At 50.3% G+C, this 14,774-nt stretch carries 12 protein-coding genes and 4 pseudogenes; 12 read left to right on the forward strand and 4 right to left on the reverse strand.

The window, feature by feature from the left end:
• Positions 1–191: 191 nt before the first annotated feature.
• From ATG98_RS17455 to ATG98_RS17490, 8 genes are all read left to right on the forward strand, one after another.
• Entirely contained in the window at positions 192–1,982 is a 1,791-nt protein-coding gene (locus tag ATG98_RS17455) for a GmrSD restriction endonuclease domain-containing protein (RefSeq protein WP_098423977.1), read from the forward strand.
• A gap of 93 nt (positions 1,983–2,075) precedes the next feature.
• Positions 2,076–2,342 (forward strand): hypothetical protein, encoded by a 267-nt coding sequence (locus tag ATG98_RS17460; RefSeq protein ID WP_098423978.1) that lies wholly within the window; start codon positions 2,076–2,078, stop codon positions 2,340–2,342.
• Between the two features lie 176 nt (positions 2,343–2,518).
• Entirely contained in the window at positions 2,519–4,060 is a 1,542-nt protein-coding gene (gene istA / locus ATG98_RS17465) for an IS21 family transposase (protein WP_098423979.1), read from the forward strand.
• Positions 4,061–4,069: 9 nt separating this feature from the next.
• Positions 4,070–4,810, forward strand: coding sequence for an IS21-like element helper ATPase IstB (istB, locus tag ATG98_RS17470; protein WP_098423980.1), 741 nt, complete (start codon positions 4,070–4,072; stop codon positions 4,808–4,810).
• A gap of 274 nt (positions 4,811–5,084) precedes the next feature.
• Entirely contained in the window at positions 5,085–5,627 is a 543-nt protein-coding gene (locus tag ATG98_RS17475) for a DUF4433 domain-containing protein (protein WP_228706280.1), read from the forward strand.
• A 3-nt stretch (positions 5,628–5,630) separates the two neighbouring features.
• Positions 5,631–6,341, forward strand: a complete 711-nt coding sequence (locus tag ATG98_RS17480; RefSeq protein ID WP_098423982.1) for a macro domain-containing protein — start codon at positions 5,631–5,633, stop codon at positions 6,339–6,341.
• 44 nt (positions 6,342–6,385) lie between these two features.
• Positions 6,386–8,008: a hypothetical protein gene (locus ATG98_RS17485; protein ID WP_098423983.1), complete on the forward strand. Its 1,623-nt coding sequence runs from the start codon at positions 6,386–6,388 to the stop codon at positions 8,006–8,008.
• A 126-nt stretch (positions 8,009–8,134) separates the two neighbouring features.
• Positions 8,135–8,773, forward strand: coding sequence for a hypothetical protein (locus ATG98_RS17490; RefSeq protein ID WP_098423984.1), 639 nt, complete (start codon positions 8,135–8,137; stop codon positions 8,771–8,773).
• Positions 8,774–8,975: 202 nt separating this feature from the next.
• Here the strand turns inward: ATG98_RS17490 and ATG98_RS22515 are convergent.
• The 3 genes and pseudogenes from ATG98_RS22515 to ATG98_RS17510 form a co-directional block, all read right to left on the reverse strand.
• Positions 8,976–9,250, reverse strand: a pseudogene (locus ATG98_RS22515) (IS30 family transposase); the annotation flags it as partial.
• A 600-nt stretch (positions 9,251–9,850) separates the two neighbouring features.
• Positions 9,851–10,744 (reverse strand): hypothetical protein, encoded by an 894-nt coding sequence (locus ATG98_RS17505; RefSeq protein WP_098423986.1) that lies wholly within the window; start codon positions 10,742–10,744, stop codon positions 9,851–9,853.
• 343 nt (positions 10,745–11,087) lie between these two features.
• Positions 11,088–11,567, reverse strand: a pseudogene (locus ATG98_RS17510) (IS66 family transposase); the annotation flags it as partial.
• 11 nt (positions 11,568–11,578) lie between these two features.
• Between ATG98_RS17510 and ATG98_RS21910 the strand changes: the two are divergent.
• Together ATG98_RS21910 and istB (ATG98_RS17520) are read left to right on the forward strand one after the other, a co-directional pair.
• Positions 11,579–11,893: pseudogene (locus ATG98_RS21910) on the forward strand (IS21 family transposase); the annotation flags it as partial.
• A complete protein-coding gene (gene istB / locus ATG98_RS17520) occupies positions 11,890–12,687 on the forward strand; it encodes an IS21-like element helper ATPase IstB (protein ID WP_098423988.1) in 798 nt (265 codons plus the stop codon). The pseudogene ATG98_RS21910 and the gene istB (ATG98_RS17520), both read left to right, overlap by 4 nt.
• A gap of 103 nt (positions 12,688–12,790) precedes the next feature.
• On the opposite strand, the gene ATG98_RS17525 is transcribed toward istB (ATG98_RS17520), so the two are convergent.
• Positions 12,791–13,138: an SLOG family protein gene (locus tag ATG98_RS17525; protein ID WP_098423989.1), complete on the reverse strand. Its 348-nt coding sequence runs from the start codon at positions 13,136–13,138 to the stop codon at positions 12,791–12,793.
• Positions 13,139–13,601: 463 nt separating this feature from the next.
• Between ATG98_RS17525 and ATG98_RS17530 the strand changes: the two genes are divergently transcribed.
• Entirely contained in the window at positions 13,602–14,081 is a 480-nt protein-coding gene (locus ATG98_RS17530; RefSeq protein ID WP_143751495.1) for a hypothetical protein, read from the forward strand.
• 315 nt (positions 14,082–14,396) lie between these two features.
• Positions 14,397–14,599: pseudogene (locus ATG98_RS22520) on the forward strand (IS21 family transposase); the annotation flags it as partial.
• Positions 14,600–14,774 lie beyond the last annotated feature (175 nt).

Raw genomic sequence — 14,774 nt, forward strand, 5'->3', positions numbered from 1 at the left:
CTCCTCGGAATGCATTCTCAAAGACGGTTTTAAAAGTTGTTACGCGAGTCGAATTTTTGAGTTGAATAGGCATGGCAGATAAGTTTCGAGAGGTCTTGGCCGAACCTGCGGTCGCGATTTGACAGCAATGCTACCGTGCGTTCACGCGTTCTAGTTCCCCAAAGGCGCTCTAGGTTAGGGATATAAAAAGTATGGCGAAGTACGAAGTTAAGCAAACCGCAGTCAGTCAGGTACTGGCGGATGTGCGCAGTGACAAGATCGCAATACCGGAGCTTCAACGCCCGTTCGTATGGAAAACCTCCCAAGTCCGCGACCTGATGGACTCCCTTTACCACGGCTACCCGGTTGGCTACCTGATCACCTGGCAATCAGTTGGCGCCAAGCTCAAAGGTGGCCAGGTGGCTGCGCATCAGCAAATTCTGATTGACGGCCAGCAACGGGTTACGGCGCTGCGTGCAGCGATCGCCGGCCAGCCCGTGGTCGGCAAGCGTTATGAAAATAAGCGTATCGCCATTTCATTTAACCCTTTGACTGAGGAATTCGCGACACGGACCCCGGCCATAGGTAAAAGTAGCCAATGGATTCACGATATCAGCGAGTTCTTCTCGGGAGCCAGCCAACTGACGTTTTTGCGGAAGTATTTCGATAAAAACCCTGACGCTGATGAGGGCCAAGTCGAGGCCGCGGTGGCGAAGCTTGCAGGCATAGAGCACGCCCAGGTTGGTGTGATTTCTCTGGCGGACAATCTTGATGTGGATACGGTGGCTGAAATCTTTGTCCGCATCAACGCTAAAGGCGTGCCCCTGTCGAGTGCGGACTTTGTGATGAGCAAAATCGCTACCTACGGCGATGAGGGGCGCAACCTGCGCAAGTTGATTGACTACTTTTGCCACCTGTCGGTATCGGGTCACGCCTTCAAGGACATTAGCGAGAACGATGAGGAGTTTACCGCCTCAGGTCACCTCGCCAAGATTCAGTGGCTGCAAAACCAATCTGACGAGCTGTTTCAGCCGGAGTACACGGATGTTATCCGAATTGCGGGTCTGGTTGGGTTCAGCCGCGGCAAGGCTGGGGCGATTGTCAGTGAGCTTTCAGGGTTGGATCCGCAAACTCGCAAGATTGATGAAAGCCGTATTCCCGATGCCTTTGCCCGGTTTGGCCATGCGCTTGATCAAATAGTGCGCAAGACTCACGTTGAACGCTTTGTGATGATGATCAAGTCAGCAGGCTTTATCGACTCAAGCATGATTGGATCAAAAAACGCATTGAACTTCGCTTACGCCTTATATTTGCGCCTGCGTGACAATGAACATCTGTCCGAAGGCCAGCGGTCGCAGATCGTTAAACGCTGGTTTGTGATGACCTTGCTTACCGGTCGCGCGGTGGGTAGTTTTGAATCGACTTGGGAGAAGGATCTGCGACGCATTGAGGAGCTGGGAGCTGCCGAGTATTTGCTCAACATAGAAGCGGCTGAACTAAGTGAAGGCTTCTGGGATGTTGCCTTGCTTCAAGAGCTAGTGTCACCGAGCAAGCGCAGCCCTGCATTTCAGATTTTTTTGGCAGCACTTGTGAGGAAGGGCGCACGCGGTTTTCTGTCCAAGTCGATCAATGTCGCGCAGATGATTGAGGGGCATGGCGACATGCACCACATTGTGCCTAAAAATCACCTGATCAAGCACGGCTACCCCAAAGAGGGTGACTATAACCAGATTGCCAATTTTGCCCTCACTGAAACGCCAATCAACATTACCATCAAGGATCACCCGCCAACGGAATACATGGCTCGGATTGCCCAGCAAATTGAAATCGGGGAGCTGAAGATCGGTGAAATCACGCATCAGGCTGACTTAGAAGCCAACCTTGCCGAGAACGCCATTCCAGCGTTAATCCATGAAGTCTCTGCCGACAATTATCAGGAATTTCTTGAGGCGCGGCGTAAGCTGATGGCAGAGACGATTCGGGGTTATTACCGGGCGTTATAGGTCGGTTTATACATAACGAGAAGGCCTGCGGCGGGCAACTGCATGTGTGGTCGTGCACAGATTCAAAAAATACAGTCAAAGGATTTGCTATAAGTGTTCTGGATAATTGTTGGTATCGTCATTATCGGGCTGATCATTGAGTCTGGAAAGTCTGCAAAAAAAGGTGACCGCCCTCGCCCAATTGAGCGAGGCAGTGCCTATGAAAAAGAAAAGGACAGGCTAGAGCTGGAGCGGCAAATTAAGGAGGCCAACTGTATCCTAAGCGAGGCAAACGAACAGAAAGAAGCATCGGTGCATATTCCGGCCCATCATGAACACCCATTCCGGACGAACGTGAACACCTATTCTGGTTCAACGTGAACAGCCATTCCGGCTGAAGATGAACACTTTTGGTGATTTACCGGAATCGGTGTTCATGATGCCGGAATCCGCGTTCACATTGCCGGAATCGGTGTTCACGTTCGACCGGAATCTTTCTTAACGCATTGTTTATTCAACCGCTTGCTACTCTGGTTCCTTTTTTGGGGATCAGGGCTATGCCAGCTAAGAGAATGCCAATGCGTAAAATCAGAGAAGTACTTCGTCTGCGGCTGGAAGCCGGGCTCTCGATCCGACAGATCAGCGCCAGCACCAAGACCAGTGTCGGAGCTATCCAGAAGCTCTTATCTCGGGCCAATGCCTTAGAGATTGCCTGGCCATTGCCAGAGGATCTGGACGATGGCCGCCTGGCGGCCATGTTCTATCCCGGCTCCGATCCCGCCTCATCTTCACGCTATCAGGTGCCTGACTGGACGACGGTTTATCAGGAACTCAAGCGCAAAGACGTCACCAAACAGTTGCTGTGGGAGGAATACACCGCTCAATACCCCAACCGGTGTTACAGCTACTCTCAATACTGTGACCGCTTCCGGCACTGGCAAAAGCAGCAAAAGCGCTCCATGCGCCAGATTCACAAGGCCGGTGAAAAGTGCTTCGTGGATTATTGCGGCCCCACCGTACCCATCATCAACCCGCAAACCGGCGAAATCCGCACGGCTCAGGTGTTTGTCGCCGTGCTGGGGGCCTCTAATTACGCCTACGCGGAAGCCACCTGGAGCCAGGGATTGCAGGACTGGTTGCTGAGTCACGTGCGCACCTTTGAATTCTTCTGTGGCATTCCGGAGATGGTAATCCCCGATAATCTCCGTAGCGGTGTCAGCAAAGCCTGTCGGTACGATCCGGATCTGAACCCCAGTTACCAACAACTGGCGGCGCACTATCAGGTCGCGGTTCTGCCGGCACGGCCCTACAAGCCCAAGGATAAATCCAAGGCGGAAGTGGGCGTACAAATCGTTGAGCGCTGGATCCTGGCCCGATTACGCCACCACACCTTCTTCACGTTGGCCGACCTGAACCAGTGCATCCGGTCCCTGCTGGATGACCTGAACAGCCGGCCGTTCAAACGACTTCCGGGGAACCGGCAGGAAGCCTTCAAGACGCTCGATCAGCCCGCTCTAAGGGCACTACCCAAACACCCCTATGAGTACGTCGAGATCCGGCGTTGCCGGGTCAACATCGATTACCACATCGAGTTCCAGCAGCATCACTACTCGGTGCCGCACCAGTATGTGGGCGAACGAGTGGATATCCATGCCAGTGAGCGTCTGGTGCAGATCTACTTCCGGCAGCGGCAGATCGCCAGCCACCCTCGCAGTCACCAGTTCGGTATCACCACCGAGTCAGGACACATGCCCACCCGCCACCAAAAGCAACAACAGTGGACTCCCGGACGCCTTAAGAACTGGGCCCGGGACATCGGGCCAGACACGCTGATCTGGGTCAGTGGCCGGTTGGACGAACGGGCGCATCCGGAGCAGGCCTATCGTGTCTGTCTCGGGTTGCTCAACCTGAGCAAGGGGTATCCCAGCCCGCGCTTGAACGCCAGTTGCCGTCTTGCCAACCGGGAAGGTCTGAACCGACTGAAACACATCAAAGCCATTCTCCAAAGCAACCGGGATACCTTGCCGGAACAACTGGCCCTGCACGCCGAGTTGCCCCAGTACCACGAGAACATCCGTGGCCCAAAGAGCTTCCACTAGGACACCGTCATGAGCAATCTAAAAACCCTGACACAACTGCGAGACCTGAAGCTGGGCGGCATGGCCGCCGCTCTGGAGCATCAACAAAACCAGCCAGGCACCTATGACGAGCTATCGTTCACCGAACGCCTGGAACTGCTACTCGATCGGGAGTTCCAGACACGGGAGCACCGAAAGCAGGATCGCCTGGTTCGCCAGGCCCGCTTTAAGCTCCGCGCCTCGGTTCAGGACATCGATTACCAACACCGGCGCAATCTCAAGAAAGCACAGGTGGCGCAACTGGCTCAAATCGATTGGCTGGAGCGGGGACAAAACCTGCTGATCACCGGTCCCTGTGGCAGCGGCAAAACCTACCTGGGCTGTGCCATCGGCCATCAGGCCTGTCTGAACGGCCTCAGTACCCGGTACTACCGGATCTCTCGGCTACTTCTGGGACTGACTCAGGCCAAGGCCGACGGCACTTACCAGAAAGTCCTGAATCAGTTGGGCAAAGTGGAATTGCTGATCCTGGACGATTGGGGGCTGGAAGTGCTGACACCCGCACACCGGAATGACCTGATGGAGATCATGGATGATCGGCACGGAACTCACTCAACCATGATCATCAGCCAACTGCCAACCGACCAGTGGTACGCGGCCATCGGAGACAACACCCTGGCCGACGCCATTCTGGACCGGCTGATGCATAACGCCCACCGCTGGGCACTGAATGGAGAATCGATGAGAAAACGACTTCAAGAAATTGACTGAACATGAACACCCGAGGTACAAACCTCGGTGGGTGATGCGTTAAGAAAAAAGGTGTTCACGTTCAGCCCGAATGAGCGTTCACGTTCGCCGGAATACGCAATCGGAGCAAAAAAAAACGAATGGTCGTAATAATATAAAAGCACCTGCCGTCTCTACGGCGACTACAAATAGCGCGGATAGTCAGCCGCCTGCGATAAAACCTAAGGTTGTTCCGAAAACTGACTCTCCTGTAGTGCGAGAGTTTAAGCACAGGGGAGTTTCAAGTTTATGGCATATGACGCATGAGCGGAACGTGCCCAGCATAATGCGCAATGGAATACTGCCTCACACGTCGCCTACTCTTCAGGCATTTAATCACGTTGATATTTCAGATCCGGATGTGCAGAGGTGGAGAACGCGACCAGACCCCCATTATGGGCGCAAGCTTCACGACTACGTACCCTTATACATTAACCCCCGAAATCCGATGTTGTATCGGCGCAAGGAGATGCAAAAGGAGATTTGCTTGATTGAGATTTCATTAGAAGCTTTGGACGGGGGAAATCTATTGGTCACAGATGGAAATGCGGCCTCATACCGAACGCAATTTTATATAGTTCCCGCTGCTTTGCAGTATCTTCCATGGGATGTGCTCAACTCCAATTTTTGGACAGACTTTGAGGATGGCAAGAGGAAAGCATGCTCGGAGGTTTTAGTGCCAAATATTGTCGCTCCAAAGCATATTGCTGCTATTCATTGTTTTTCTTCTGCCCAATCTGGTCGATTGGCTCAAAAAGGTATCAGATCAGTGATTTCAATGGATAAATATTTCAGGTGATTCATGCCCGTTATTGTAATTAAAGGCAATATTTTCACGTCAAACTGCCAGACGATTGTTAATACCGTGAACTGTGTTGGGGTGATGGGGGCGGGCATTGCACTTGAATGCAGGCTGCGTTATCCAGACATGTTTGAACGCTATGTTCAACTGTGTGACGCTGGTCAGATTGAGATTGGCAAGCTATGGATTTACAAGTCAGACCGTTGGGTTCTGAATTTTCCTACCAAAAAGCATTGGAAGTATCCCTCCAAGATAGAATTTCTTGAAGCCGGTCTGGAAAAGTTTGTGGACACGTATCGCGATAAAGGCGTTGAGTCTATCGCCTTCCCGCTGCTAGGGGCCGATAAGGGCGGGATTCCTCCCCAAGACAGTCTCTCTGTGATGCGCCGATACCTCGAAGATTTGGATATCAATATAGAAATTTATCAGTATGACCCGAGTGCAAAAGATGACCTGTTTGCTGTAACTAAAGCATGGATGTTGAGTAAGGATGCATCTGAGCTATCAAGGCTCGCAGGAATTCGGCCGCAATATGTGGCCAAGGTTCTTGAAGCTATTGAGAGGCCTGATATCGCGCAGTTGAATCAGCTTGCTCGTGTTAACGGTATAGGTATCAGAACTATGGAAAGTATCTTTAGGGCGTCGAGATCGGTAGGTCCTGAAGGTGGTGGTGATCACAATGCAAGTGGGCAGGGAACGCTGCCTCTGTAAGGTAATGCATAGGCTCATTATATTGAACACGAGGAAACGACTTGATGGTAGGAAGCAATCTAACTGAACTTCGGAGTGAGGTCGCCAAAGAGCGCAAGCGAGCCGCGGTGCAGGGGCTACCCTGGTTTTTCTTGGCCTTTATTCTGTCATACCTGGCGTGGGCGGATGAGCTTGTACCGTTTGAGCTATCTGTCGGCTCGTTAGCGAAAGGGCAAATTTTGTTTTGTCTCTCTTTGTTGCCTTGGTTTGCTTTTGCCGTCTACGCAGGAAAGTACAACAGCCAACAATGGTTACTCTCTGAGGCGAAAACCGCTGATCAAGAGCTTCAAAGAATCTTAAATTCTTCAAGCATTGGATCGATTAAGGACGTTGTTACAGCGCATCGTCAGAAAGGGGGAAAGAACCCATTAGTTCAGGAGCTTTTAGACGCGAACCTTCCCCGACTGGCTGAACGCATCAGGATTCTCCGTACGGATGAGGCTTACGCGACGTTGAGTGCGAGTGTTCAAAAGGCCACTTCCAGAATTGACCCGTTTCTGAGGGCGGAGAAAAACAATTTGCCCATTTTCAAAGCCCGATCTGAAATAAAGGCGTCGGCTGAATTTTTAGGTAAGCGTAGGGAGGAACTTCAGCAGCAGTGGGATCAAGCGTACGAGCAGTTTTCATGGTGGAATAAACTGAAATATGGTGGCGGGCCGGACTTTTCAAAAATCGACAAGTTGCTGACAGATCTTCGCGTTATATCTCGCAAGCTCGAACGAAAACATGGGCAGGATTTTGTCGCCATTGAAAAACACTTCGAGACTCTACGGGAGCAGGCAATCGATCGTGTTCATGAGGCTCAACGGACAGGGGCCGAGTTTATTCGTCAGATTGACGGTGACGCGGCGGTTGGTTCTGAGGTGCTCCGGAAGTCAATGTGGCTCTCAATGCTCTCAATCCCGGTGTCCGTTTGGTTTGATGCCGACCAGGCAACTAACGTTTTCGATGCAGTTCGGGGCATTAATGGTGAGTTCGCTGGGATGTCTGATTCTGAAATTTGGTGGGAAACATTATTTCTGCCAACAGAGAGCTTGGCTGGACTGGCAGCACTGACGAAGGGGGCGTATTTCGAGCGGCTAGTTGCAGCGGACACCGGGGGTCAGCTCCATGAACACTTCAATCACCCGGGTACCGATGTCGTCATTGATGGAACAGCTTTTCAGTTAAAAGCGACCGATAGCGAAGCTTATGTAAATAGCGTGTCGGATGGCATACCTGTAATCGCTACGTCTGAAGTGGCGTGGGCGACAGGCTCAATTGATTCTGGGTTTACGAACGAAGAATTGAATAGTGCAGTGGGTTTGGCCCTTGGAGGAACGATTGTTGATATTGGCGATACGACTGTGGACGCTGTTTTGGCCGGTGTTGGAGGGCTGGGATTCTTTGCGACGCTTGAAGGTTTGAATCACGCAGTTAAAAAACACGAGAATGGTGGAGATGCTGTTGAAGCAATGTTTGAAGGAGCAGGCGTTGCTATAGAAGGTACTGCTCGTGCGTTGGTCGGAGCAGTCGAGATGGGATACAACGTTCTTGCATCAAGACCTAGCCGGTTTGTTGGAAGAGTACTGCTGAAGGGAGCTAAGAAGCTGGATGATAAAATGATGGCGGCAGGTGAGCAAAAGTAACTCGGCAGTTAGCGCTATAAAGGTTTTACTGAATGACTAATAACCAACAGGTTAATACTCGAAAAATTAACAAGGCTATTTATCTTCTGCTTGAAAAGTCCCACCGCCTATTTGGCTTAGAGGTCTATGGCTTCAGTGGAGGGCACGGCCCCGGTTACGCTGGTTTTCAAGTCGCAGCAAAGCGGTGCTGGTTTGATGGTAACCCGCACGTTAATTATGAGCGGCCCTTCGGAGATGGGCGACAGGTGCCCGTTACCTATTTTCTCCACGTTGTGGTTCCCGCTTGGTGCGCAGGGGGGGGGACAGTTGGAGCTGGCTGGGTGGGAGCAAAAGAGAACAAACTCTATTGTGGCGTGGCTGGAGAAACACTTAACCCATCTGGAACTTTGCGACTTATACAAGTCCGAGATTGACCAGTGGCGCAGCCTCTATACGGTCGAGCAATCAGAAAAGTACCTGCTCATGTTTAACTTGGCTGGATTGCTAAGTAGCAGGATAGGGGACTTTCCCAGAACGCCTGGGCAGCTGTTTCATAATATGGATCCTGAGGGTTGTTCGAAGGCTGAAGACATTGCATCTCGGCTTCGCTTGAAGGATCAATATATAGACGCCTTCGGCATTTCTGGCTGCATGATAGGTCGCAATGGCTTCGCCCTGGTCGGTGACGAGGTAGTGGGTGTTTGGGCGATGCGGACACAAGGGCAGTCTTTTTTTGCAATTGCAGACTATCTTTGGGAAGCACGAGCGCAAGCTCTGGTAGGTTAAATTTAAACACTTCGGGTCGATAAGGCGCGGTATATGGATTCGAAGCAGCTCACTGGGGGGGCACCGTGCATTTCTTTCAGAGAACAACCACTATGTTTCCAAGGTTTCTGGAATTTTCATAACGATAAAATCACGCAAGAAGATTGGGAAAGCCAGTTCGAGGGTAATCCCCCCTAAAAACCAAGGTGGCGTATTCAACCGGTCAGCGTAACACCTCTGCCAGCTTATCGGCTGGCGTATGAAAGCCCAGCGTTTTCCTGGGTCGATTATTTAATTTCGCGGCAAACCGATCTAGTTCATCTTGAGAATAATCCGACAGACCGCTGCCTTTGGGAATTACTGTCTCAGAAGCCCATTGGTATTCTCATTGGTACCGCGCTGCCACGGGCTCTGCGGGTCGCAGAAATACACTGCCATCTTGGTTGCCATTGAGAATGCACGGTGGCCCATCATTTCTGTTCCACGATCCCAGGTCAGCCACCTGCTTGACGGCTTCAATTTTGAATTCTTCGGTGTAACGTGGGTTGCTCATTGGACCTCCTGGGTGCCTTGATTATAAGGCCTGGAGGTGTCTATGAAGCTAGGGGCGATTCAAAGTCCGCAATGTCGGAAAGCCCTTAACCAGATCGCCGTCGCTGAAGAAAACGTGGGCGAAGCGGGGAACGCGCTAAGGTGGTGGACCGATGTGTGGACCTGCCCGGCAGGCCATGTGTTACGCGAGAGAGATCAATATATCAGGTTGATACAATCCCGCCATCGGTCATGAGCTGGCTCTGGCCAATTATGGAACCATACATGTTCTGAAAAGTTGGCAAAACCTTTAAGAGAAAATGAATAAAAAGAAGTTTTATGCCGGTGAACCGATACGTCGCGGTGTATTTATTTCAGTTGCAGAATTGGAAGAGAAGATTATGGAATTTATTGAGCACCATAATGAATCACCCAGACCATTTGTCTGAACACAAACGGTGAAGAAATATTGGGAAAAGTGGTGCACGCCCGTGAGAAAGCTAATAATCATCAGCTTGTTTGAAGCACTACACTATTAGGACCCAACGCCTTATCACATAATTCGAATCAACCGTCAAGGTTAGCGAAAAAAATAGAAAGCAAGTTTTCCTTTTGCTCGTTAGTCATATTTTCCACAGGAACATATTCCGAGAAAATAATACCCCTATCGCTATCTTCTGGAAAGGAAACTTCTGTGTTAGTGAGTTCAGATATTGGTAGATTGAGAATCGCGTCTTGTACCGCCTCCATAAAATCATTTTCAGTTACTGATCGATCCCCAAGAAAATCAATTATAGCTCCATCCTCAAAAATCGTGCAGTCATAATCTCCCTTAACCAAAAATTGAATTAACAAGTTGATAGATTCATCGTCCCATAGTCTGTATCTCATATGTGTTTTTTCATATTCTGAAATTAGGTCCCTAATAATATCGTCTCTGTTCAAACGAACATATAAGAATTCGTCGAAGGGGCGAAGGGAATCTTCTTCAAGGGTAGATGCGTCATTGATAACTCCTTCCTTGCAGTTTTTTATGAAGAACTTTGCCAACAATTTTCTACAAATTGAATATGAGCTTCCTCGCAATATAGGATCGACAATAGGCAAGCTTTTTACTTCATCAATAATCTCATAGATGATTGATTCTCTTATGCTTTTATTTATTTCAGAAAACCTCGATTCAAACCACGAAGCTAAAGTATCGTGTTTATAAAAAACATGTATGTCATCTTTAGGGATCAGCACTTCAGGAGGCATTGCTGTAATACCATCTTCGCGAGATGCACATACATTAGGTGAAGTCGGAACATGCATAGAATCAATGTAAACTGAGTTTTTAAAATAAATGCTAATTTTTTCTGTAATAAATCTCAGTTCCTCAATAGCCTTATCGACTTGATGTCTTGTGTGCTCTATTTCTGACTCCGTCCACTTTATTTCAGTTCTGTGCCATTCACTCATAAAACTCTCCTTTTATATTTTATTGATCAGGAATAAATAGACAAACCACCGTTACTGGCTAGTGTTCCGTCTGATATTTTTTTAACCAAGATGATATCTAATAAGTCCTATCTCTACATTCAGGATTATTTACTAGTATGGCCAGGCCGGTAGCTATTTTTTCCTCAGTTGATTATAGAGTATAATAAGTATAAATCACCTTTTTGCCCTTCTGGTGAAGCATAGTACCCGAAATTTCCTCACTCGTTTACCATTCGAATGGACTGGCTCGTTCACAACGCCTATAAGATCAATCTGAGGGGTGAATCTATGCGAAAACGACACGCACAGTTGACGGGCACCATGCGGAGCCTTCCGGCACTTTCTGTCGGTGTGCGAGCATCCATTGATGCAGAGCATCGGCAATCGGCCGTGCTTTTTCATTTCGGATAAAGTGTCGTTTGTCAGGCGGCAGATCTTTGGTTTCTCGCTCAACCTGGTAAAGCTGGCCGATGTATTCCAGAGCCTGTGCCGCCAGTTCACTCTTATTCGCTTGATGCAGATCGTAGAACTTGCGGCGGGCATGGGCCAGGCAACCGATTTCGGTGATGCCGTTGCCGAAGCCCGCCTTGTAGCCCGAGTAATCGTCGCAGACCAGCTTGCCTTGCCAGTCTGCCAGGAAGTTGGGAGCGTGCTCACCGGCCCGGGTGGGAGCGAAGTCGTAAACAACGGCCTTCAACTTCGAGAATGGTGTGGTGCAATAAGCCCAGACGTAAGCCCTATGAGTTTTCTTCTTGCCCGGTGCCAGCATGCTGACCGGTGTTTCATCGGCGTGCAGAACGGCGTGTTCCAGCAGATGGCTACCTGAAGGGCAGTTTCATCACGCCCCTGGCGGCCTCCCTGCATCAGGCCGGTTTGCGGTTGGACGTGACCACGGCCAACGCGCACATAGGGCCTTGGCTGGAGCTGATAGCACACCAGCGCATTCACGGCACCACGGGTGTTAAACCCAAGATACGGCTGGACCAGGAACGTTTTGAGCTCGCGCCACTGCCATCTCGGCCACAAACGGCGGTACAACAAAGACCGGAATCAACACGACCTGTTCCGACAGAGAGCTTTCAGCATCCCCTCAGTGTTTACGACCGGCTGCTGGAGGCTCATCTATGAACCTGCAACATCAACGTATCGAGCACGCCTGCGCAAGCCTCAAGCTCGATACCTTGGCCAGCGAATGGGCGGCTATCGCCGACCACTCTGCCTCGCAAGACGCCACGCTGGCAGACTTCCTGGAACAGCTACTAAATCTGGAACTGAACGCCCGGTCACAACGATCCCGAGAGACGTTGCTGAAGTTCGCAGGCTTCCCGGGACGAAAGCTCTTTGAAGATTATGACTTCAAGTTCGCCAGCGGAGCCCCGCGCAAACAGCTGAATGAACTGACGAGCATGGCCTTTGTAGAGCGAGCAGAGAACGTAGTGCTTCTGGGCCCCAGTGGCGTTGGCAAAAGCCACTTGGCCATCAGCCTAGGTCATAAAGCCGTCAGCCAAGGCATCAAAACGCGGTTCATTGCAGCCGCCGACATGATGCTGCAACTGGTTATTGCTCGAAAACAGGAACGTCTGGACCAGTACTTAAAACGCAGCATCTTAGCGCCACGACTCTTGATCATCGACGAAATCGGCTATCTACCGTTTGGTCGAGAGGAAGCCAATCTGTTCTTTAACGTCATCGCCAAACGCTACGAGCACGGCAGTGTCATCGTCACCAGTAACCTTCCGTTCTCACAATGGGCCAGTGCCTTCGATGGCGACACGACATTAACCGCTGCGCTGTTGGACCGCCTGTTACATCATGCGCACATCGTCCAAATCCGCGGAGAAAGCTATCGATTGAAGGATAAGAAAATGGCCGGTACCGCACCGATCTCAGCCAGCAGCCAAGATTTATTAACCAACACTTGAACGCCAAGGGTGGGTAAGTTTTAGATTGGCGATATCGCCGGTAAGTGGGTCAGTTTTGAGTTGGCGTTGACACTGAGTATCGATGATGAAGCCAATTTGCAGGTCACCCGTGAGAAACATCTTCAACAATAATGATTTTCTTTTGCTTAAGAGCGCAGTCCAGCGCGGACTTGGTTCCTTTTGACTCGCCATCCCAAAATGCGATCACCATATCGACGGCATCCACGATATCCCGATTGCGAATCGGGCCGGCAGCTCGACCGTGTTGCTGCCAATCCGGCTTGATGATAGTTATGACAAGCTTATGCTCCTGGGCAAGACGCTCAGCCAGAGCATCTGCGCCTTTTGCGCCACCGGAAACGATGTGTGCTGGAAGCCAGGGCAACAACACAGAGACAAGCCGGTTATAGTCGTTAAAGGAACGTGACCCAATAATTGCGATTTTTTGCATTCCTTTGTCTCTCCTGCTGCGGTAGGTTTAGCTGAATGGTAGGCTCGCTAAGCGACAATATATGTCGCATTTTTTTCGGGATGGACAAAGAGTCAGTGAGAGACCTACATGCTTCAAGCATGTTATTGGCTGGCCAGGTGGCGATTGTGCAGGGGCGCCAACAGGAATTAGGGGCAATACCTTAGTTATCTGGGGAACCCCGAAATGTCGCTTCCATTATCTTTAGAAGACGGTTCAACGACGGTGCATGGATGCTATCGGGCAGATCCTCTCAGGTTATTCGCTCCTTGAGGTCGATCATAGCCGCTGAGCATCCAGTGTCAGGTAAGCCTGGATCGTCGTCGTCAGCTTGTCTCCTTGTTACTCAATGAGACCCAATTGATCGTTAACGAAGGAGTGCGTCATTTGGTGTCGCCTTGAGCTGGTACGCTTCCGTCATTAGTCATCAATGGGGAAGCACGCTATGACAACGATCGAAGTCATCCGCGAATGGATGAGGCTTACTAATCAACAATTCGTACCACAAAGGAAACCCTGTACGGAATTCAATGATCTTTTTTTCGGGTATTTTCCAGAAGAATTTCTCGCTACAAGCTACTACGTTATCGTTCCGCATATGCCGGTTCCGGCACACAAGTTCCTGGTGCAACATGGCCTGACAGATCTTTTCAATCGCGATCTGGCCGGGTTAACGCTGAATGACACTTACTACCTGATCCCAACTCATGAAAATGACCTTCAAATTCATTTTCATGAGTTGGTCCGCGTTGCCCAGTGGCATCATTGGGGTTTCGAGGGCTTCATTGCTCGTTATCTGGAAGAACTAAAAAACTTTGGCTATGACAATATGCCGCTTGAACGGATGGCCCATGACCTAGGTGGCTACTACACGGCTGGAGATGCATTGGTTAACGTTCCCAGAATCATTGAGGCTTTGAAGTGAAACCAGCATGCATGAGACTCGCTACCCCGAATTTGCCACGCCAAACGGAATATGCGCCACGCTCAGAATCCGGTTTTTCTTTATTTCGCCGAGGAAGAAAACCTCTTTGGCGGTCATTCCCCAGCGCCAGAAAGCCGAATGCGATGGTTACCATCCAAACTGAGTTAAATTACATCGGTTGCAACCGTTCGGGAAGATGGTGATCATTGATCGATTTTTGTGACGCAGAAAAGTTACTTTTTTGAGGTTGGTTGTAAATGGAACTATTAGGGTGCGTAAGCCGCTGAAGGTTGCCACCCATTCCACGCGAAAGCTCCGCGCTGGATTGGTTCCCACATCCGAGTCTTCGAGTTCCTTAGGAGGTGGCAAAACTGGTGCGTCACGACAACCTGAAGTTCGGTGTCGCCAAGGACCACCGCTACGAGACTGGTCTCAATCCGACCTACCAAGACATAGCCGCCCAGTCCGGCTTGGCCGTTGTCAACACACGGGGCCGAAGGCCCCGAAAAAAGTCAAGGTGGAACGCTCAATCAGCTCATTTTGAGCGCATTACTCAAACACTTCGAACGTTCTGCATGTGTTGTTTAGCCATGTGCACGGTAAGTTCACGGACTCCCGGGTATCTTTTGAGTGTTGCCATACCTCAATCTCTCAAAATCAGGATATGCACACAAACCCCGGCATTATTAAAGC

Origin of the sequence: Marinobacter sp. LV10R520-4 (assembly GCF_002563815.1) — a bacterium.
Taxonomy (GTDB): domain Bacteria; phylum Pseudomonadota; class Gammaproteobacteria; order Pseudomonadales; family Oleiphilaceae; genus Marinobacter.

What these genes read in the sequence shown, in the direction of transcription:
- ATG98_RS17455 (WP_098423977.1), top strand. Translation starts at nt 192, where the DNA reads ATGGCGAAGTACGAAGTTAAGCAAACCGCAGTCAGTCAGGTACTGGCG.
- istA (WP_098423979.1), top strand. Translation starts at nt 2,519, where the DNA reads ATGCCAGCTAAGAGAATGCCAATGCGTAAAATCAGAGAAGTACTTCGT.
- istB (WP_098423980.1), top strand. Translation starts at nt 4,070, where the DNA reads ATGAGCAATCTAAAAACCCTGACACAACTGCGAGACCTGAAGCTGGGC.
- ATG98_RS17475 (WP_228706280.1), top strand. Translation starts at nt 5,085, where the DNA reads ATGACGCATGAGCGGAACGTGCCCAGCATAATGCGCAATGGAATACTG.
- ATG98_RS17480 (WP_098423982.1), top strand. Translation starts at nt 5,631, where the DNA reads ATGCCCGTTATTGTAATTAAAGGCAATATTTTCACGTCAAACTGCCAG.
- ATG98_RS17485 (WP_098423983.1), top strand. Translation starts at nt 6,386, where the DNA reads ATGGTAGGAAGCAATCTAACTGAACTTCGGAGTGAGGTCGCCAAAGAG.
- ATG98_RS17490 (WP_098423984.1), top strand. Translation starts at nt 8,135, where the DNA reads ATGGCTTCAGTGGAGGGCACGGCCCCGGTTACGCTGGTTTTCAAGTCG.
- ATG98_RS17505 (WP_098423986.1), bottom strand. Translation starts at nt 10,744, where the DNA reads ATGAGTGAATGGCACAGAACTGAAATAAAGTGGACGGAGTCAGAAATA.
- istB (WP_098423988.1), top strand. Translation starts at nt 11,890, where the DNA reads ATGAACCTGCAACATCAACGTATCGAGCACGCCTGCGCAAGCCTCAAG.
- ATG98_RS17525 (WP_098423989.1), bottom strand. Translation starts at nt 13,138, where the DNA reads ATGCAAAAAATCGCAATTATTGGGTCACGTTCCTTTAACGACTATAAC.
- ATG98_RS17530 (WP_143751495.1), top strand. Translation starts at nt 13,602, where the DNA reads ATGACAACGATCGAAGTCATCCGCGAATGGATGAGGCTTACTAATCAA.